Here is an 18,407-nt window from a genome sequence, read left to right as displayed (position 1 = left end):
AGGGACTTGCGGGTTTTCCCCGTCAGTCCCTTTTGACCATTCGGCTACGGACTTTATCGGCTTCAAGCTCGTCAACCTAAAGTCCCTCTTTCTAGCTCCCGGATCTAAGACCGCAGCTCCAAGGTCCGCTGCAGCTCGACCAGGATTTGCGGAGCCTTTGCCGTTAAACATTGGAACGCTTCCCGTCTGACAGCCAGCAGCACCGATGGGCCCATGGCCCTTACCGTAGCATTGCGAGGTGCGTCCCTCAGGAGAGCAACCTCTCCAAAATGATCCCCGTCCTGCAGATAAGCCACCCGCCTCTCCCCTTCCTCGGGAATTTGCTTGATGACTTCGAACTTCCCGCGGACGATGATGTAGAAGGTATGACCCTCCTCTCCCTCGCGCACGATATCCTCGCCTTCCTTGCACGTTTCGGTCGTAAACAGGCCCGAGATGTCGTGGAGCAGTGGAAGCTCGACTCCTTTGAAGAAGGGCAGCCTGGCGAGCCTTTCCACTTCCACCGAGGCATGAAGTCCGTCCGAGGACAGATGAAAGCCCTGCTGCTTCTCCCACAAGCCGGAATAAACTCCCTTGCGCTCCAGCAGCTCCGGATGGGTCCCTGATTCCACGATCCTTCCTTCCTGGAACACATGAATCTGGTCCGCATGGATGACCGAGGCCAGTCGGTGGGTAACGGAAACAATCGTCTGCTGCCCGCGGATTCGATGGATCAGCTCGTTGATCGTCGATTCGGAGGCAGGGTCGAGCGCCGAGGTCACCTCATCGAGCAGCAGCAGCTTCGGCTTTCTTAGAAGCGCTCTGGCAAGTGCAATACGCTGTCTCTCCCCCCCTGACAATGTACCGCCTTCCTGTAGAATACGCGTCTCATATCCTTCAGGCCAGCGTTCAATAACCTCGTGGATCCCCGTCTGCCTCGCCGCCTCCACCATATCGGCATCCGTCACGCCCACGCTATCGAGCAGCAAATTATCCCGAAGCGTAGAGTTAAACAGGAAAGTATCCTGGGTCACTAGCAAGGCCAGCTTCCTTAAGGAAGCCTCGCTTACCTCGCGCAAGTCGTACTTATCGATAGAAACGGTCCCTTCTCTGGGGTCGTAAAATCGCGACAGGAGCTGCAAGGCCGTGCTCTTGCCGGAGCCGCTCGACCCGACGAAGGCGACATAGCTGCCCGCCGTTATTTGCACGCTAACCTTCTTCAATTGATCGCTCTCCTCGGTATAGCCGAAGGACACTCCCTCCATGCGCATCGACGAGAAGGCTGGCGGCAGCTCCAGGGGGGAATCCGCTTCCGGGACGGAAGGGGGATGATGGAGAATTTCTCCGATCCGCTTGAAGCTGACACTTGATTCGATCAGGCTTGGGATCAGAAAGGAGAGATTGGAGCCGGACTGGCCTACCGTCATGAATAAGGTAAAAAAAGCAATAAAGCCGCCGATGGACATCTCGTCATGAAAGATTAAATATCCACCGTAGCCAAGCATCGTGCCGTTCAAAATCATGAGGGCCGTTAAGGGCAAACGCTCCATCAGGGCATTCGTCATATGAAGCTTTAATCCGAGGGAAAACAGCGCATGAACTTGCTGCCGGCCGCGCTCCCGGAACCGGCTTTGCTGATGAAGGCTCTTAATGGTTCTATGGCCCTTCACCATCTCATCGATCGTATTCGAGAAGCGTTCCTGAGCCGCCTTGTAATTCTCATTGTCCGCCTCCGCCCGGCGATGGAGCAGCCTCGGTCCGACCAGCATCAGCGCCGAACCGGCTACCATGACAAGCGTCAGCTTCCATTCGATGGAGAACAACATAACAAGCCCGAGCAGGACGCTCAACGTTTCCCCGAGAAACATGGGACTCGAACCCCGGATAACCCTCTCGACCGAGGACATATCCCCTGAGAAGCGAGTGACCAGATCGCCCACGCGATACCGTTGATAGAAAGGAAGCGATTGCCGCTGCAGACTGGCGAACAGCTCCATCCTCAGCTTGCGGATCCCCTCGCCGCTCAACTTGCCCAGCGCATAATCCCCAAACCCGCTGGCACAAATATTCAAAAATCCACCTGCGAGCAATATTCCCATAATTAGCAGGAACGCTTGAAAATCCTTGGGGGTGAACGCGTCATCCACCAAGTATTTCAAGCTCAAGGGGGCAGCTACCCCATAGGCGACCTCGAAGAGAATGCTTATCAAAAAAACGCTAAAGAGAAGCTTATATGGAGTAAAATATCTCAGCATCATTCGAATGGACTTCATGTGTTCATATGCCTCCCTGTACAGTTAGATTACAGCAGATTCCTTGGTGTGTAAATGCGCACAGGGCGGCTTCGCAAAAGCCGAACGCGAAAACAGCCAGCAGCCTTCGCTGTGGCTTTCATTACCTATAATCGGTCAATCCGATTACTTGGCAGATTGCTTTCCGTAACGTCCCCTCCAATACTTGGTCGCCACAAGGATTAGCGGCAGAATAACCCCGACACATAATACGAAGGCGATCCAATCGGTAGCATTGAATTTTTTTTCGAACGCCGAGTCCGGAAAAATATCGACCGAAACGACAAGCAGCAAAACCCCCATCGGCACTAACACCGAACGCTGGCTTTTCAGTTTGGCGACATCCACAAAACCCGAAAGCGCCGCATAAAAATAAAGAGACATTTTGGCAAAACTGGTGATCAGCCACAGACCGGCTACGACCGCTTCGATCCGCTCAATGAAATTCCCTATACTGATCTTCTTGGCCAAATGATACACCGGATATTCCTGGAGTGACGTCAGGTTTGCGCCAAGTACGAAAATTGTCAAGGCTATAATGACGGAGGATAGGGCATTTCCGATCAAAGCGGCTGTAAAAAAGGCATGTTTGGCGGATTCAGGATCTTTTAAGCGACTCGGATAGACCATCAGAAAAACAACGAGAGGCATGAAGGTTATGCTTAATACCGAAAGAGTCGCAGACAGGAGCTTGTTCGGCGCTGCTTCAAGCACAGGTTGCGCATTCCGAAAATCGATCTGCGGCGATAAGATGATGACCATCAGCAAAAAAAGAAGCACGAACCACGGAAAAAACAATTCCAGCATCCGCGCCAAAGCATCGAAGCCGACTCCCGTTGCGTAAATCAACAAGAAAACAAACAGCGCGTTAATAAATGCTAAGGGTGTTTCCGGCATAATGATCGAAGTAATAAACCTGCCCACATCGAACATCACCATCGCCGATGCCAGGAAAGAAAAGAAGATAAAAAAAATCGACCACGCCTTCCCGAGCCATGTGCCGAGCAGGGCTTCGCACAGCCTGACCAATGTCATTCCCTGGTCACCGCGGCCGATCCTGCTATAAAGAAGTACCAGGAGCAGTCCAGGCACCATGGCAAAGAGCGGCGCCATCCATGCATCCTGCTTGGCCTCACTGGCCAGCCCGGCTGGTGTAATCAAGATGGTAGTCCCGATGGTAAACAGGATGACTACTATTTGAAATTGTCGAATGCCGATTTGTACCGGTTGCTGCATGATCTGCTTCCTTCCTCTAGGTCAACATATGTTATTGAAGCATTCGAATCAAATCGCTTAGCGGTTTGAAGAACCAGCTTACCACATATAGAGGGGTGGGCGTTCCCCATTTCATGATCCGGACCAGACTGACCACAACCGCTGTGAACAGAATCATCGCAGACACGATGGCATCCTTGCGCAATTGCTGTTTCCACAGAGCGCGGCCATCGAACCAAAATAGAAGGATAGCTGCGATGAATACTCCAAGCGCCTTGATGACCATTACTCAAGTATCACTCCTTCATTTTCTTAAGGAACGCCTCGGTTGTTTTGCCCGTTGCCCGTAATTTGACACTGACTTTTACCGTCACCGGGTAGGAGGACATCTGTTTATTCCAATCCTCCTTCAGCTTAGCCCAAGCTTTGGCATCCGATCGATGGATAGCTGCCCCGAGTCCGATAAAGTCGGCTTCAAGTGAATAACCTTTGCCAAGCGCCTTTCGGATGAATCCTTCTAGCTTCTTGGCCGAAAGCTTCTCCAGCTCGCGTAACACTGCCGGGTCCGTCGGGTCGAGGCCGCATTGAACCTCCCCCACGCTCCCTTCCGTAGTCAAACGGATTTCCAGCGCCGGAGTATGATCTCGCCAGTTTACTTGGATGTTGCTGATAAGATTTTTGATCTCTATGGAGACATTGCCCTTTTCCTTGGGGCAGTTCACCACTCCCACCGTATTTATCACTTTACCGTGCACGTAGTTATAGCCTTTGCTTTCTTCTTCATCAAGCCATCCAACAAGCTTATCCTTGCGGAAAACGGCCATTCCCCCATACTTCAATCGGGCGTATCCTTCCGTCACCTCGACATTTTCCTTCTTTCCGGCTTTGCTTATATCTCCGGTGTAATGTATCCCGGTCACAAGCGAGGACTTTCCTTCCGACATCAGGTCAGAGATCAGCTCGTCTATTTTCATGGTGCCCGTCGCCGCCCAGGTTTTACTGGACATTTCCAGCGAAGTAAACAATTTATTGGCGGGAATTTTCTCGATAGCCGTTAAGCCTTTAAGGATCTCCTCCGCCTTGATTTTCCTGGCAATGGTAATATAGTAATCCTCACGAAATTCATGGTCTCGGAAAACATATTCGATTAGGCTGCCGATGCCCTCTGTTCTGGCCGTTTCTTCACCGATAACGAAAATTCTCAAGTGCGAGAAGTGGATTTTTCTGGCCGAGGTGCTTGTCATACTTCTGATCGCATCGAACACCGTCTTGCCTGTCCCTTTATAGAGAGCGACCGGCGCGCGTCCGCTTCCCTTCTTAGCCGAAACCTCACCCGGATCAACCACCTGTATAGATACATGATAGCCTTCTGGTACTTTATCAATCCCCATCCCGACCGCAATGACGAGATCATTGATTTCCCGCCGGTTCCAGCAGCCGCTCAGCATCAGCATCATCGAAAGCAATAAAGCCATGCGTAGCAATCGATCCATTATTCTCCTTCTCCGATCAAGGCTTCTTCTGCTTGGGCGTGATTGAGTTTGAGCGCAAGGAGAGGCCGATTTGGGGCAGCCGTATAAGACTGTCTTTCTGGTCCTTCATATTAAAAGGAGCGAACGGCGCCATGTAAGGTACGCCGAAGGATCTCAGGCTGCACAAGTGAACAAGCATCAGCGCGATCCCGATAAATATCCCGTATAAGCCTACCGCCGCCGCAAGTCCCATGAGGGGAAACCTCAGTAATCTGACCGCGATGCCTATGTTATAGGCTGGCAGTACGAAAGAGGAAATGGCTGTAAGCGCGACGACAATTACCATGCTAGGCGATACCAATCCGGCCTCCACCGCCGCTTGGCCTATTACAAGTGCGCCAACAATCGAAACCGCCTGCCCGATCGCTCGGGGCATACGAATTCCCGCCTCACGCAAAATCTCGAAGATCGTCTCCATAAGCAGAGCTTCAATAAACGCAGGGAATGGAATCCCCTCCCGTCCTGCGGCAATGCTGATCATCAGCGGCGTCGGGAGCATCTCTTGGTGAAAGGTGGTAACCGCGATATACAGAGAGGGCCCGAGCAGTGCGATAAAGAAAGCTAACACACGCAGCACTCGCAGCAAACCAAAGTCAGAGCGCTGGTAGTAATCCTCGGCCGTCTGGAAATATTGAATGAATAGTGCCGGAACCAACAAAACGAACGGGGTTCCATCGACCAGTATCGCGATGCGCCCTTCCATTAGCCCCGCCGCTATCACGTCTGGCCGCTCCGTATTATACATCGTCGGAAACGGCGTATAGGTTCTGTCCTCGATAAGCTCCTCGATCGTACCGCTTTCCAGAATACCGGGGACCTCGATCCCGTCCAGTCTGCGGTATACCTCCTCAAGCACCTGCTCATTGGCGATCCCTTGGATGTACATGACAGCCACGTTCGTTTGCGATACGGTTCCGACCGGCTTTGTTCGGACCCACAGCTTCGGATTTTTAACCTTTCGCCGGATAAGCGCCGTGTTCGTCCTCAGATTCTCGGTAAAAGCATCCCGCGGCCCCCGTACCACGGTCTGGTCTTCAGGAGGCTGAACCCCCCGGTCTTCCCATCCCGCGGTGCCGGCTTTGAGACCCCGGTCACAATGCTCCAATAAGATGACCGTATCTCCGCTTAGAACAGAGGAGAATAACTCGTTAAAGCTGCCGATCTCATCAATCATCGCGATCGAAACCGCGCGTTCTTTGACAATCGTGAATACATCGCTATCGGTATCAGTGGAATCATCTTGCTTACTGCTATTCAGAGCATCGGATGTGAGCGCCCTCACAATAAAATCCTGTACCATCGTCGTATCCGTTAAGCCGTCTACATACAGGATGGAGGCACGCTGCCCGGAACGGGTTCCCATCCCAATTTCCCTTATGACCAGGTCTGTGCTATTCCCTAACGATTCTCTCACGAATTGAACATTATGCTCCCTATCTGAGGAAAGCGGCATGTTCTCCTCTTGTTTTTCCGAGTCGTTTACCTGCCCCTGATTGGGGACCTTGAAGAAAAAAGCCACGGAGATCCCTCCCGATTCATTCCGCTGTATAGTGTATCCATTTTGCCAAAAACTGAAACACGATAGCGGGATAGCACTTTACTGGAGGAAAACGACAAAAACGCCCGTCAACAAAAATCAGGGCGCTGGATTGACTATTTATTTATTGTGAGAGAAATACCACTCCGTAATTCCTCGAGGCTGAAGCAGATCGGTAAATATCTCATATCTTGGCTTTCCAAGGTCTATGCCGTATGCAATCAGATTCTCTTCTTTGCATATGGCATTCCAGAACTCCCCGATATACCGTTCTTCGAACCTTAAAACGACATAATCATCGGCAGGTATGATAAAAGAAACCATTCCCTCCGGGATAAAGGAATCCTCTGTCACCTCTACTCCCACAACTATTCGGTCACAGCCTACTACGAGATACTCGTGCCCATTCTTTCGAGCTTGTATTTCATTTTTTCTTGCCGACAGCTCACGGAATAATTTGTTGTCTTCCTCTGGACTACTGCCCCGAAGGCCAATAAGTGGAATGCTCTTTCTTTTTTCGATTCGGGCTTCAATGAAGTCTTGAATCGTGATCTCTTTACTCATAGCATTCACTCCTTATTCATTCGTTTAGCGGGCTGATGAACATCGAACATATTGCCGAACGGATCATAGAAGGTGAAAAATTTACCAATAGCTCCCTCATCCTTGATAACGCTTACTTGAGTGCCGAGAGTCAATAAGTAATTACGAAACTCTTCTATTAGAGTCACTCGAAATCCAATTGTATAGTGATCTTCCCCGTTAACCAGGAAAGTGGAGCTAGTAAGGTCACTTGTCTTGACTAAAAATAAGCTAGGCCCCATTGAGAAATCAACGTATGCTAAATCCTCGTTCCGGTATCCTAATTTAGCTCCAAGCTTATTGCAATACCAGTCGATGCCTTTTTCCAAGTCAGCAACTGGAATTTCCGTGTACTCGATCCCCTCGATAAAACTAGTACCTTCTCGATTATCTATCGGATTATTGTTCATAGGTATGAGCCTCCTTTTTACTCGTTACTTCCATCCACAGGGCGACAACCTCCGCCAGCTTCTCTCTCTTAGAATCCACATCGCTACTACTGGTTAATTTTACAATGGCTCTGTCTCCTGAGGCCCAGTCTAATAACTCGGTATATTCCTCGAAATGCGGCCTTAGCTCTGCGTGCTTCTTTACCTTGGCGCCACAATGAAACACAAGGCGGAAAAAACCTTTCCCCTGGAGATTGAAGGTCACCCGATCTTCATGATGGATACAGAAGCTTGGGGCATTCCACTTGATATGCTCTGTTATATGCTCATTGACGCTTAGTATGATTGTGCGAACCTCCTCGATCTCCTTTTTTAACGGATGTTCGAGGTTTTTCATAAACTCAGCTACTTGTGCATTAGACATCTGGCTCATCTCCTCTTCCATTCATGAAAGTAAACAGCTACCCTCCATCGAAGTAGCAATTTATACGGTTCCATTCCTTTACAAAAGTGGAGTCAGATGAAGATTGAATACAGGCCTGATTCATGCCATCTAACGAAAAAGTAAGAACGGTGGGATAGGTCTCTTGCTGACCGTTTACCATAAAAGTAACAGCCGCATGTCCATCCATACGCTCTCTGTCATGGGGTATTTTGAGACCTGTGTAGCTTACCGCATAAAATCCTCGTTCTTTAAACCCCTCTATCTCCCGGGTCCACTTCCCCTTATCCGCATCGTCACGCGACAAAGCGGAGGACGCAGCTTGGAAATGACCTTCAATCATATTCGAGAGAAACTGTTTTCCATAATGGTTATTAAGCGGGATGACCAGCCAGCCTGTTACACGAAGAGGGTCCAGCATAAAAATGAAGCCTACATACAGGACAACCACGATGATAGGGATGCCTATTCTCATGTCTAATTTTCTTACCATATTACCCTCCTCGGTTCTTCAGTGGGCGCAAGAAAGCCCTATGGCAGGTTTGGCCAAGGGGAGCCGGAGGCGTATTGCGTGATTACCCATTCCCCATGTATCTTCTGGATCGTGAGTTTATCCGTCTTATCCCCTTTTTCCAAGGAATGTAGATACGTAACCTTCACATAAACGACTTTCGTTCCTCGACCTCCCCATAGCATCGGCCAAATATGGAAGCCTTGAATGTCCCCATACCAGTGACGATCATTGATGAGTTGCTGTGCGATCAAGCTCATCTTCAAGTCCTCGGAGATATCACTTCTGAATTTCATATCAAAATAGGTATAGGATTCTGTAAAATCTTTACGGATAAATCCGTCATAAAAGCCATGAATCGTACGCTCGACAGCTGCCTTTTCATGTATACAGAGAATATAATAGACCAGGGATAGACATGCCATCGCTAGGATCAAAGTCCTTCTTTTCATCGCTTCCCTTACCATTCTCTCCATTTTTCTGTAAAAAGGTCGTCTCCGTATTCGATCATTCTTTGATTCCACAATTTTGTTGGTTTCTCGTTAACTAACTGCTGCAGCTTCATAGAGATTGTCTTCCTTTCGTCAGTAAGGGTTGGTTTCCGATCATTCATAACCAGGACGAGAACTGATAGACGTTATACTCTCCGTTGTTCGAAGAGAACCTCAATATATTTCCATTCTCCGGGATCCCTCTAAAAAAAGCACCGATACAACCCGTTGTACAGCGATGTCCAGATAATAAAATGTTGACTTCATGAGAGGAGCCATGCTCGCTTTCAAGTTCTCTCATAAAGCCGAATACTCTTTCGACGAAATGTCCAGCATTTTCCACGCCTTTATACCGACATAATGAAAGGTTTGATTTCCGAGGATATCCCTTAACGATTCAGCTTGTTTAAAGCCATGATCATTCAATGGCAAGCCTTGTCTTCCTTGAATTCTTCCTTCTTTATTCAGATCGGTTTGTCCATGTCTAACTACGTAGATCATTGCCAGATCAGCTCCTGTCTCACAACATGTTATAAAGCTATTACTTTCTCAAACTTTGCCCCGTATCCCCCTTTGCCGATGTGTGGTTCAATCGCCCATTTCTTCCCCTCTAATCGGACATGTTCATGGTCTGGACTGATATAAATACGCTTATCCTGATTCTCGTCATCTTCGATGGAATGTCCAATATTTCCGTTCGGATCGAGTAATTCATAGCCTTTGGATTGGATAAGTTGATTGCTAAACCTAAAGAGATCCCCAACGGTTTCGGACTGCTTAGAAAAAGCGTATGTCTCTTCGAAGATTTGCTTGGCATCCTGGATAAGTCGATGAAATCCCGCGTCTTGTCCGATCAGGATCGTTTCCGAGTAATCCCCCCACTTCCCCTGGAGTATCGGGCTATAATCAACTAATACGATATCGGTTTCCAACAAATATACGTGTTCGGAAGGCAAGTGATCCCCACGCGTGCAATAGATGGTGTTCTTATTAAAATTGACGAGCATGGGGTACCACAGCCCCTCCGCGCCTAAGGCCGACATAATTTCTTCGCATTTAATAGCGAATTCTTTCTCCGAAATTCCTGGTTTTAGATAGGATTTGGATGTTTGACATGCCATAATAGCGAGCTCCTGTGCGTCTATCGTCCTTCACTCCCTTGACAGCCCAATATGATCGATAACGATTTCTTCCTTCCCTGCTTTCATATGAAATATATCCGGATTGGCCATTCGCTTCCATTCGTTAAACCCGAACTCCGGCACATAATGCTTGATGATCAACGACAATAATGCCCCGTGGCTCACCACAATACTACTCTCCTCAGGTCTTGCCCATATTTCTTCAATGAATCCAATTCCCCGGCTCATCGCTTTACTTGATGATTCTCCGCCTTCAAAACTCAGTTCTAAATCATCATACGTGGCCTCCAGCTTGCTCATCCAATCATCCAACTGTACGGTGCTTAGTACCCGCTCCCTCAGACGATCATCCATCACCACTTTCTTGCTAGCTGCCTTGGCAAATGGCAAGATCGTTTCAACCGCCCTAAGATATGGGCTTGAATAAATCAGATCAATAGGTTTATTCATGAAAAAATCAACCAATTGCAGAGCATCCTCCTGCCCTTGAGCGGTTAAGGGGGCTTCCGGTTCTTGTCCGGCTGCCTTGCCATGTCTAAGCAGATAAATATGTTTCATCGAATCAACTCCTTTTCAGAGTCCTCTAACTTAATTCTTGAATAGCTCCTTCAGAATGCTATTTCGATTCTCCAAAAATCTTCTCGTTATTTGATAATGCTCGGTTTCCTCATAAGCCATTTCGGTTATTTCGCTATGATCGAAACTCAAGATATGCCCTCCCGGATAACCCAAGATAATGGGGGAGTGAGTAGCGATAATAAATTGAGAGGTGTCCGCCAGATCGTGAAGAATTCGCAGCAAAGACAACTGCCTGGCCGGAGATAGCGCGGCTTCGGGTTCATCGAGCAAATAAAGTCCTTTTCGATGAAATCGGTTCAGGAACAAATTAAGAAACGACTCCCCATGGGATTGTTCATGCAAGGATCGTCCGCCATAATGCTCATTGGCACCAATACTATCAATATGAGATGCAAATTGGTAAAAGGATTCGGAACGCATAAAAAAACCATTGGAAATTTTGGGCATCCAGGAAAGCCGCAAATAGTCACCTAACGAGGATTCGGCCGCATGCATCTCATACACATTATTTCTGCCGCCACCGGCCGTATTAAACCCGCACTGATAAGCAATAGCCTCCAGAATTGTTGATTTGCCTGATCCGTTCTCACCGACAAAAAAAGTAACGTTGCTCTTGAACTCCAATTTATGCAAGGAGCGTATCGTGGGGATATGGAAGGGATACTGATCCGGGTTCCCAATTTTTTCAGTCAGCAGCTCAACACTTCTAAGGTACATGGATGTGCTCCTCTTTGTTAACCTAGTATGACTCTATCATTCCTTGTATTCGGACTTGAAATGACTAGAAACTCGGTGTCCTTCTCCGACTTATTAAATACTTGATGCGGCTCCCCGGGCAGCATTTCCATCCCCTCATGCTCTACCAGCTTATAAACGGTTCCGTCCACTTCAATAGTCAGGGTTCCTGAGAGTACAAAGAAAAATTGCTTGGACTTATTATGAAAATGTCTTACCTCATAAGTGCCAGGCGGCATTCGTTCCTGTATAATGCTTTGGTCCTCTTCGTTAATAAGGCGCCAACCGTCACATTGATTTCCCCAAGTATAATGCTCCCTAGTATGTTTACTTATCACGGTATCAGCCCTATTTTGTCTTTGATATGGCTTATTTCGGTTTGCTTTTAATTCCCGGCGTGCGAGTCGAATCATGCATACCATGCCATATAGTCCGAGTCCTGCAATGATCAAAAACAGAACACCGAGAAGAAGGGGTCCATATACGAAAATAAAATTTGTAGTACTTGAACTCATTATGGACTGGGCTCCTTGAATCGTATTTGCTATCCCGCTACGTTAAAGAACGTATCGTTGGTGATCTCAATTAGCCGGTCTGTAGCCTGCTTACTTGAGGGCTCCTGAACTAGAAGCAAAAAAACCTCCCTCAATTCATCTATACGTAATAAGACTTTGTCCTTTGATTTCTCTTCTCTCAAAGAAATATATAAATGGTGTAATGTAATATCCAGGTTATCATTTATTTTCTCAAAAGACGTTAACTCCGATAAAGAGGCTGCATTAGATACGTTAGCTATTAATGATCTATAGGTATACTCGTTTATTTCCATACTTAAACTGTCCAGGACATGACTTAATTGATATTTGAAGGAATTATCTATAGAATCCTGTAAATGTTGTCGCATTCTATTCGACTCTATGTATAAATAACCCGTGATGATTAAAGCTAGGATTAATAACAAGATGACATATTCTCTTTTCCTCACAAATGATTATTCACATCCTTCATATTACGAAACCGCCTTGCCCGTCGGTGCGTCAACATCTTGTTTTGTACAGGCTTCTCTTCTTCATCGACTTCGATAATATCAATTTGTTTTACGAGCTATCCCCTTTTCACTTCGTCGCATTCGAATATCGAATGATGGAAAAATCTAAGGTCGACTGAATAACGGCATTCCTTATTAGACCTAATGTGGGCGTGAAGCGCAGCTCAATCGGTTGCTCCAATAATCTTCCCAGCAAATCATCTATGACCTCGACCTGAACAGGTTTAACTTCCTTATGAGAAATGTAGTATCCCGCAGTCTTCGCTTCTTCAAACAGATTAAAATCCTTCGGATCAAACCCATACACATATAACCGGGTATCCCTTAATCTCTCCAACCAACGATTCTCAATGATCATAATCTTGTCCGCAGAGCTGTACTTAAAAAACAAATCGATATCTTCAGCTGTACTAGTTTCCGACTTCCAATAAATCACTCGGGGACAATCCCTTGGAAAATAATAATGAGGAGCATGCTCCTGGTCAATGGCCCATACGGCCGGTTTTAGATGTGGAAACGACCGATTGGGCCTTGGGATAAAGGTTTTAATCCCTGCCTCTTCACTGAAATGATATAAGATGTTTATCCTCTCCTCTGTCCCATAAGTGAAGCGAAAAAAAGACGAAAACCCTCAATCTTTTCGATGTAAGGTTCCGTCATGGAGTTCTACCTGTCGTTTCTATAATTTAACATATTCCTCTAATTTTGAATACGCACCTGTATTCTGCTTCTCCGAAATGCTTCAGGAAGACTCGTAATATTAATTATCGTTAACCTATAATTTATTAATCTCGTTCTTAAAAACATCGATAGGTTGCTGGTAGCCAATCGGTTTATAAATAATTGTATTGTTCCATTGATCTCTCTCCAAATTGCTTGCCCATTCGTTCTTTTCAATTGTATTCATTATTAACATTACTTCCTTTAAAGTACCTAGTACGCTTCGATTATTCGTATCTGAAATGATTGCCTCATCCCCACAACGTTCCAAATACTTATCTATCCGTTCTTCTTCTATATTCTCGCTTATTAAGTAGTCTCTCAGTTGTACTTTAAAAATTCCGTCCAGATCCTTATATTCCTTAGCCTTAATTCCATAAAGCGTCACGCTTAAACGTGTCAGATCATTCATAAATACGATGCATTTTCTTCTGTTCAGTACAAAGTTATTTGCATGCCAACTAAAGAATGGATCTGCTATATCAACCCTTGTCGATTGAAGCTTTAGTTCTTTTAATAAACTCTTTGTAACTCGGAAAATCAACATCTTATTGTCCTCCTTCGAGCCTTCCTCGATCCCCCACACAAATGGATGGTCTTTGCTTAGTTATTAAATTCTATTAAAAATGGATCTTGACGAGTCATACAACATTCAATTTGTTTTTTGAAGCTCTTCCACGTTATCTTGTTCAGTGCCTCTTCTAATGAGAAATAATTAATCTCAAGACTTTCATTAGACGTTTTAAACTCTCCACCAACAGGTCTTCCTACAAACAAGGTGCTGCAAACAGATTCCTTAACGTTCTGAAATATCCCGCAAAATTTAACAATTTCGATATCTATTCCGGTTTCTTCCTTGGTTTCTCTCACCGCTGCAGAGGATATAGACTCCCCCTCCTCCACACGCCCCCCCGGAATCTCCCAACCTCTCTTCGGCCCATTAAGCAATAAAATCTTGTTATCCTTGTTCAAAACAACCGCAGCGGCGACTATTATATGCTTCGGTGAATTCTCCATCAACTGTTAGTTTCCTTTCTTTAAGGTGTTCGAAGAAGTCATTGCCTTCCCCAACTTCCCTCACTTCCATAATCGGTCAATCTTTTGTAGTTGACCCTCAACAAAAGTCATTCTATAAATATCTGGTTTTGACGTACTGTTCCAAAAATCATATCCATACTTGTTATCAAAAAAATTCATGATAATCGTCATGATATTTCCATGTGTCCCAATGGCTATGTTTTTCCCCTTATATTCCTCCAGTAGCTCCTGAACAATCGGGATCGCTCTTTGTTGGGCTTGTCTTGTTGATTCTCCACCGTCGAGAGCATAATCCATATCAACAAACGATTTTTCGATCGCCTTCAATAATTCCTCCCATGATGATTTGTAGTCCAGTCCTTTTATAGGTCTTTCCCTTAGTTCTTCATATTCTATGATTGGCAAGTTTTTCCTTTCCGCCAGGAATTGCACGGTTTGCTTAGCCCTTTCGTAGGTACTTGAGACAATACCATGTATGTCTACCGAATCTAACATGTCGGCAACTTTCATTGCCGCTTGAAATCCACTCTCAGATAGACCTCTGGATCTTTCTTCACCAAACACAAAGGGAGACTCGGCATGCCGAATCATAAAAATAGTGGTTTTCATCTTTGCCTCCTTGAGTTTCCGATTCCTTGAGGACCAAGGGACATCCGAAGGGTGGCCCTTACGAGCTCTTTAACTGGTATTATAAATTATATATTGAATTTATGTATGTATTTTCTATAATCGACAAAGTCACTGACTAGTTTTGAGCCGAAAAAAAAAAGCAGTTGAGGAATCCCTCTTCTGCTTCGATGTTGATCTAAATGTTCTCTGCATATCGTTCATCGGGCAGCTTGGTTAGCGTCACGTACAGCCGGACAGGCTCTTGGCCCGTGTTCTCGAAGGAAAATGCTACGTCTCCCCCGCATAAAACAGCTTCTTCCGCGGACACCTCCATGATCTCCCCATCCAATACTAGTTGGCCCTTTCCTTCCAGGACTAACAGATGAACCTCGGAATCCGAATGACGGTGAACCGGCAATTTTTGCCCCGGTAAAAAATGAAGGACAAACGTTACGCTGTTCGTCGTTTTGAATAAAATTCGTTTCGTAAAGCTTTCCGTCTTGAATTCACGAACCGATTGAAGAGAGAGCTTCAACATACCCGATTCCCCCTAAACGAAATTCTTGAGTATGAGACCATTATATCTTCAAAATGGAACCTCCTTTGTGATTACACTCACATAGGAATCAATTCGTGAACATTTTTTTAGACCGGACGGAATCCGCCGCAGGAGCGGGAAGCGCCCGCGGACAACGGCGAGGTCCGGCGCGTCCGTAAACTCGCCCGCGGAGAATACGTCCACTCCCGAGATTTTGAGCTGTGTGGAAACGATCATTCCCTCGTACGGCTTTGTCTCAACTCCGCAGAGATGCCTGGCCAGAACCACCCCTGCTCGAACAGCGGAGCGACCAGCCCGTAGCTGATGCCGCGATGTTCGTTGCACTCCCCGACGGCATAGACGCCCGATGCGGAGGTGCGCATATAATCGTCGACGACGATGCCCCGGTTCCCTGAAGGCCTGCAGACCGAGCAAGCTCGGTATTCGGCCGGATGCCTACAGCCATGACGACGAACTCCGCTTCCAGCGTCGTCCCGGAAGCCGACGATACCCTGCTTGTCAGCTCCAGGGACAGGGAGGATAAAAGGCTTGGAGCCCGTGGCGAGGATCAGCTTATCATAGGAGACGACCAATCCATTGTCCGTGGCTACTAGCTTGGTGACTGGATCCAGGCGGGTCACCGTCGTACCCGTATGAAGGTCGATCTCGTTCTCCTGTACCCATCCCAATCATTGAGGATGATATCCTCAATGGCCTTGCTCTTCTCCAGGACATACGATAGCTGGATACGGTTGTAGTTGGGACAAGGCTCTGCTCCCGAAGACCGTTATTTTATAGCGGTTCGGGGCCAGCTTCAGCATGTTCTCCATCGTGTTCACTCCTGCCAACCCGTTGCCGACGACCACCAGATGCTCGCGCTCTATCAATGCACCATACCTCCCTGATAGATTAATTACGGTTTATCTTTATTTATATTTCCGTCTAGCATGAAGAGACTTTCTCTTGTTCTCCGGTTCAGGAGAACCTTGCCGATCCTACTGGTGCGGCCGATTGACTTGTGATAAACTGGGGGAATATTTGGAATTCCCATTATAGTTGGGCGGTGAAGCTATGGAACAAAAATCGCTGCTCAAGGTAGAGCAGCTGGCGCTCAAAAAACAAAAAATCTACCAGCAGAGCTTGGTCCGGTATCTCTCCAGATCGGCCTTGGCCAGTATGTTCATCGGCTTCGGTGTCATCGTGGCTTTCCGAACCGGCGGTTTTTTCTACCTGGAGCACTCCCCGTTTACTTACCCGATGGCGGCGCTAACCTTCGGGGCAGCGATTATCCTAATCTCCTATGGCGGAGGAGATCTGTTCACCGGCAATACGTTCTACTTCACGTACGCGGCGCTGCGCCGCAAAATTCGCTGGCCTCAGGCAACTAGGCTGCTAGCGACAAGCTACATAGGCAACATCCTGGGCGCTGTGGTGTTCGCCGGACTGATTTATATGACGGGACTGTTCCGGGACAACAGCGTCAACGGCTTTCTTCTCAGTGTCGTGGAGAAGAAGATGCAGGCGCCGGTGCTCGAGCTGTTTTTCCGTGCCATTCTGTGTAACTGGCTTGTATGCCTGGCATTCTTCATCCCGATGTCGTTTAGGAACGACGGAGCCAAGATGTTCGCCATGATGCTGTTCGTCTTCTGTTTCTTTATCTCGGGTTATGAACACAGCATAGCCAACATGTGTACCTTTGCCATTGCGCTCGTGCTTCATCATCCGGGCACGATCTCCTTCGAGGGGGTTGTGTATAATCTCATCCCCGTGACGATAGGCAATTTTATCGGAGGTTCCGTGCTTATGGCCGTCATGTATCATTATGTTAACAAGCCTTTCCTGGATGAGAAGGAAGGGTAACTGCATGGGGAAAGACGATCGAAACGGGTCAACGATTACTTTAAAGTTAAGAAGGGATGAATCGAATTGAAAAAAGCAACCCGGATTGCGGTAATCGGCGTAGGAGCAGTCGGATCTACATCGGCCTATACGCTCCTGCTACGCGAGAGGGCAGACGAACTGGTACTCATCGACGCGAACCACGACAAGGCGGTGGGTGACGCTCTGGACATGAACCACGGCCTGCCGTTCCTGGGACGGACGAAGGTATGGGCGGGTAGCTATGAGGACTGCCGGGATGCCGACATTATCGTGATTACGGCGGGAGCCGCCCAGAAGCAGGGCGAGACCCGGATTGATCTATTGAAGCGCAACGCTTCGATCTTCGATAGCATCATCAGCGAGATCACGAAAGTCAATTCCCATGGTATCCTCCTGATTGCATCCAACCCTGTGGATGTGATGAGCTACTTGTCGCTCAAGAAATCGCAATGGCCTGCACACCGGGTCATCGGTACGGGTACGCTGCTCGACAGTGCCCGCTTCCGTTATCTTATCGGGGAGCACCTCAGTATCGACCCTCGCAGCGTACACGCGCACATCATCGGGGAACATGGCGACTCGGAAGTGCCCGTATGGAGCCTGGCCAATGTGGCAGGGACGGAGCTGAATATCGATGAAGAGAACAAGGAGGACATCTTCACGAATACACGGGATGCCGCTTACCAGATCATCGCGGGCAAAGGGGCCACTTTCTACGCTATCGCCCTGGCTATCGACCGGATCTGCACCGCGATTCTTCGGGATGAAGGCGCCGTCCTCAACGTGTCAACCCTGCTGGAGGATTATCATGGAGTGTCGGACGTGTATCTCGGCGTACCTTGTATTGTGGACAAGCAGGGCGTTCGCTCCGTTATGAAGCTCCAGCTATCTGAAGAAGAAACCGACGGGCTGCAGCGTTCCGCGAAGAAACTGAAGGATATTATCGACTCCATCGGATTGTAGAGCTTACGATGCAAGACGATTAACCTGAAAAAAGTCCGGCCAAGGCAGGCATCTTACCGTAAGCGTCTAATAACCAGGTGTATTGAAAAAGAAAAGCCCATGGTTCATGAGAATCCATAGGCTTTGCGTTATGTACAATGTTGCCTAACTGCTGGACTCCATGGAAGGTGCTCATCAAGCAACTC

22 protein-coding genes and 1 pseudogene are annotated in these 18,407 nt (G+C 47.5%); 2 read left to right on the top strand and 21 right to left on the bottom strand.

Annotated features, from left to right (window positions below):
- Window positions 1-104: 104 nt before the first annotated feature.
- The 21 genes and pseudogenes from GSF01_RS00115 to GSF01_RS00015 all read right to left on the bottom strand — a co-directional run.
- Complete coding sequence (locus GSF01_RS00115; RefSeq protein WP_159880987.1) at window positions 105-2,252, bottom strand: ABC transporter transmembrane domain-containing protein; 2,148 nt, start codon at window positions 2,250-2,252, stop codon at window positions 105-107.
- Between the two features lie 144 nt (window positions 2,253-2,396).
- Window positions 2,397-3,506, bottom strand: coding sequence for a GerAB/ArcD/ProY family transporter (locus GSF01_RS00110; protein WP_159880986.1), 1,110 nt, complete (start codon window positions 3,504-3,506; stop codon window positions 2,397-2,399).
- Between the two features lie 31 nt (window positions 3,507-3,537).
- Window positions 3,538-3,771, bottom strand: a complete 234-nt coding sequence (locus tag GSF01_RS00105) for a hypothetical protein (RefSeq protein WP_159880985.1) — start codon at window positions 3,769-3,771, stop codon at window positions 3,538-3,540.
- A 10-nt stretch (window positions 3,772-3,781) separates the two neighbouring features.
- Complete coding sequence (locus GSF01_RS00100; RefSeq protein WP_159880984.1) at window positions 3,782-4,978, bottom strand: Ger(x)C family spore germination protein; 1,197 nt, start codon at window positions 4,976-4,978, stop codon at window positions 3,782-3,784.
- 16 nt (window positions 4,979-4,994) lie between these two features.
- On the bottom strand, window positions 4,995-6,470 hold the full coding sequence (locus tag GSF01_RS00095) for a spore germination protein (RefSeq protein ID WP_159881284.1): 1,476 nt from the start codon (window positions 6,468-6,470) through the stop codon (window positions 4,995-4,997).
- A 204-nt stretch (window positions 6,471-6,674) separates the two neighbouring features.
- Window positions 6,675-7,118 carry a GyrI-like domain-containing protein gene (locus GSF01_RS00090; RefSeq protein WP_159880983.1) on the bottom strand — a complete coding sequence of 148 codons (444 nt, stop codon included), beginning with the start codon at window positions 7,116-7,118 and terminating at the stop codon, window positions 6,675-6,677.
- Window positions 7,119-7,123: 5 nt separating this feature from the next.
- Complete coding sequence (locus GSF01_RS00085; protein ID WP_159880982.1) at window positions 7,124-7,546, bottom strand: VOC family protein; 423 nt, start codon at window positions 7,544-7,546, stop codon at window positions 7,124-7,126.
- Window positions 7,536-7,949, bottom strand: a complete 414-nt coding sequence (locus GSF01_RS00080; protein ID WP_235941163.1) for a DUF1801 domain-containing protein — start codon at window positions 7,947-7,949, stop codon at window positions 7,536-7,538. Before GSF01_RS00080 ends, GSF01_RS00085 begins: the two co-directional genes overlap by 11 nt.
- 37 nt (window positions 7,950-7,986) lie before the next feature.
- On the bottom strand, window positions 7,987-8,460 hold the full coding sequence (locus tag GSF01_RS00075) for a hypothetical protein (RefSeq protein WP_159880980.1): 474 nt from the start codon (window positions 8,458-8,460) through the stop codon (window positions 7,987-7,989).
- 38 nt (window positions 8,461-8,498) lie between these two features.
- Window positions 8,499-8,945: a hypothetical protein gene (locus GSF01_RS00070; protein WP_159880979.1), complete on the bottom strand. Its 447-nt coding sequence runs from the start codon at window positions 8,943-8,945 to the stop codon at window positions 8,499-8,501.
- 321 nt (window positions 8,946-9,266) lie between these two features.
- Window positions 9,267-9,470, bottom strand: coding sequence for a histidine phosphatase family protein (locus GSF01_RS29465; RefSeq protein ID WP_235941157.1), 204 nt, complete (start codon window positions 9,468-9,470; stop codon window positions 9,267-9,269).
- 29 nt (window positions 9,471-9,499) lie between these two features.
- Complete coding sequence (locus tag GSF01_RS00060; RefSeq protein ID WP_268893668.1) at window positions 9,500-10,114, bottom strand: M24 family metallopeptidase; 615 nt, start codon at window positions 10,112-10,114, stop codon at window positions 9,500-9,502.
- Between the two features lie 6 nt (window positions 10,115-10,120).
- Window positions 10,121-10,669, bottom strand: a complete 549-nt coding sequence (locus GSF01_RS00055) for a histidine phosphatase family protein (protein WP_159880978.1) — start codon at window positions 10,667-10,669, stop codon at window positions 10,121-10,123.
- 30 nt (window positions 10,670-10,699) lie between these two features.
- Window positions 10,700-11,407, bottom strand: a complete 708-nt coding sequence (locus tag GSF01_RS00050) for an AAA family ATPase (protein WP_159880977.1) — start codon at window positions 11,405-11,407, stop codon at window positions 10,700-10,702.
- Window positions 11,408-11,424: 17 nt separating this feature from the next.
- A complete protein-coding gene (locus GSF01_RS00045) occupies window positions 11,425-11,940 on the bottom strand; it encodes a cupin domain-containing protein (RefSeq protein WP_328803614.1) in 516 nt (171 codons plus the stop codon).
- Window positions 11,941-12,540: 600 nt separating this feature from the next.
- On the bottom strand, window positions 12,541-13,053 hold the full coding sequence (locus GSF01_RS00040; RefSeq protein WP_159881281.1) for a DUF6886 family protein: 513 nt from the start codon (window positions 13,051-13,053) through the stop codon (window positions 12,541-12,543).
- A 195-nt stretch (window positions 13,054-13,248) separates the two neighbouring features.
- Window positions 13,249-13,740, bottom strand: a complete 492-nt coding sequence (locus GSF01_RS00035) for a DUF6933 domain-containing protein (protein WP_159880976.1) — start codon at window positions 13,738-13,740, stop codon at window positions 13,249-13,251.
- A 56-nt stretch (window positions 13,741-13,796) separates the two neighbouring features.
- Entirely contained in the window at window positions 13,797-14,210 is a 414-nt protein-coding gene (locus GSF01_RS00030; RefSeq protein WP_159880975.1) for an NUDIX hydrolase, read from the bottom strand.
- 60 nt (window positions 14,211-14,270) lie between these two features.
- Entirely contained in the window at window positions 14,271-14,840 is a 570-nt protein-coding gene (locus GSF01_RS00025; protein ID WP_159880974.1) for a histidine phosphatase family protein, read from the bottom strand.
- A 196-nt stretch (window positions 14,841-15,036) separates the two neighbouring features.
- On the bottom strand, window positions 15,037-15,378 hold the full coding sequence (locus GSF01_RS00020; RefSeq protein ID WP_159880973.1) for a cupin domain-containing protein: 342 nt from the start codon (window positions 15,376-15,378) through the stop codon (window positions 15,037-15,039).
- Window positions 15,379-15,525: 147 nt separating this feature from the next.
- Window positions 15,526-16,262 (bottom strand): annotated as a pseudogene (locus GSF01_RS00015) (FAD-dependent oxidoreductase); the annotation flags it as partial.
- 187 nt (window positions 16,263-16,449) lie between these two features.
- Here GSF01_RS00015 and GSF01_RS00010 point away from each other — a divergent pair.
- Entirely contained in the window at window positions 16,450-17,238 is a 789-nt protein-coding gene (locus GSF01_RS00010) for a formate/nitrite transporter family protein (RefSeq protein WP_159880972.1), read from the top strand.
- A gap of 60 nt (window positions 17,239-17,298) precedes the next feature.
- A complete protein-coding gene (locus GSF01_RS00005; RefSeq protein WP_159881280.1) occupies window positions 17,299-18,222 on the top strand; it encodes an L-lactate dehydrogenase in 924 nt (307 codons plus the stop codon).
- Window positions 18,223-18,407 lie beyond the last annotated feature (185 nt).

This window comes from Paenibacillus puerhi (genome assembly GCF_009846885.1).
Lineage (GTDB): Bacteria > Bacillota > Bacilli > Paenibacillales > NBRC-103111 > Paenibacillus_G > Paenibacillus_G puerhi.
This window is presented reverse-complemented; position numbering and strand designations above follow the sequence as displayed.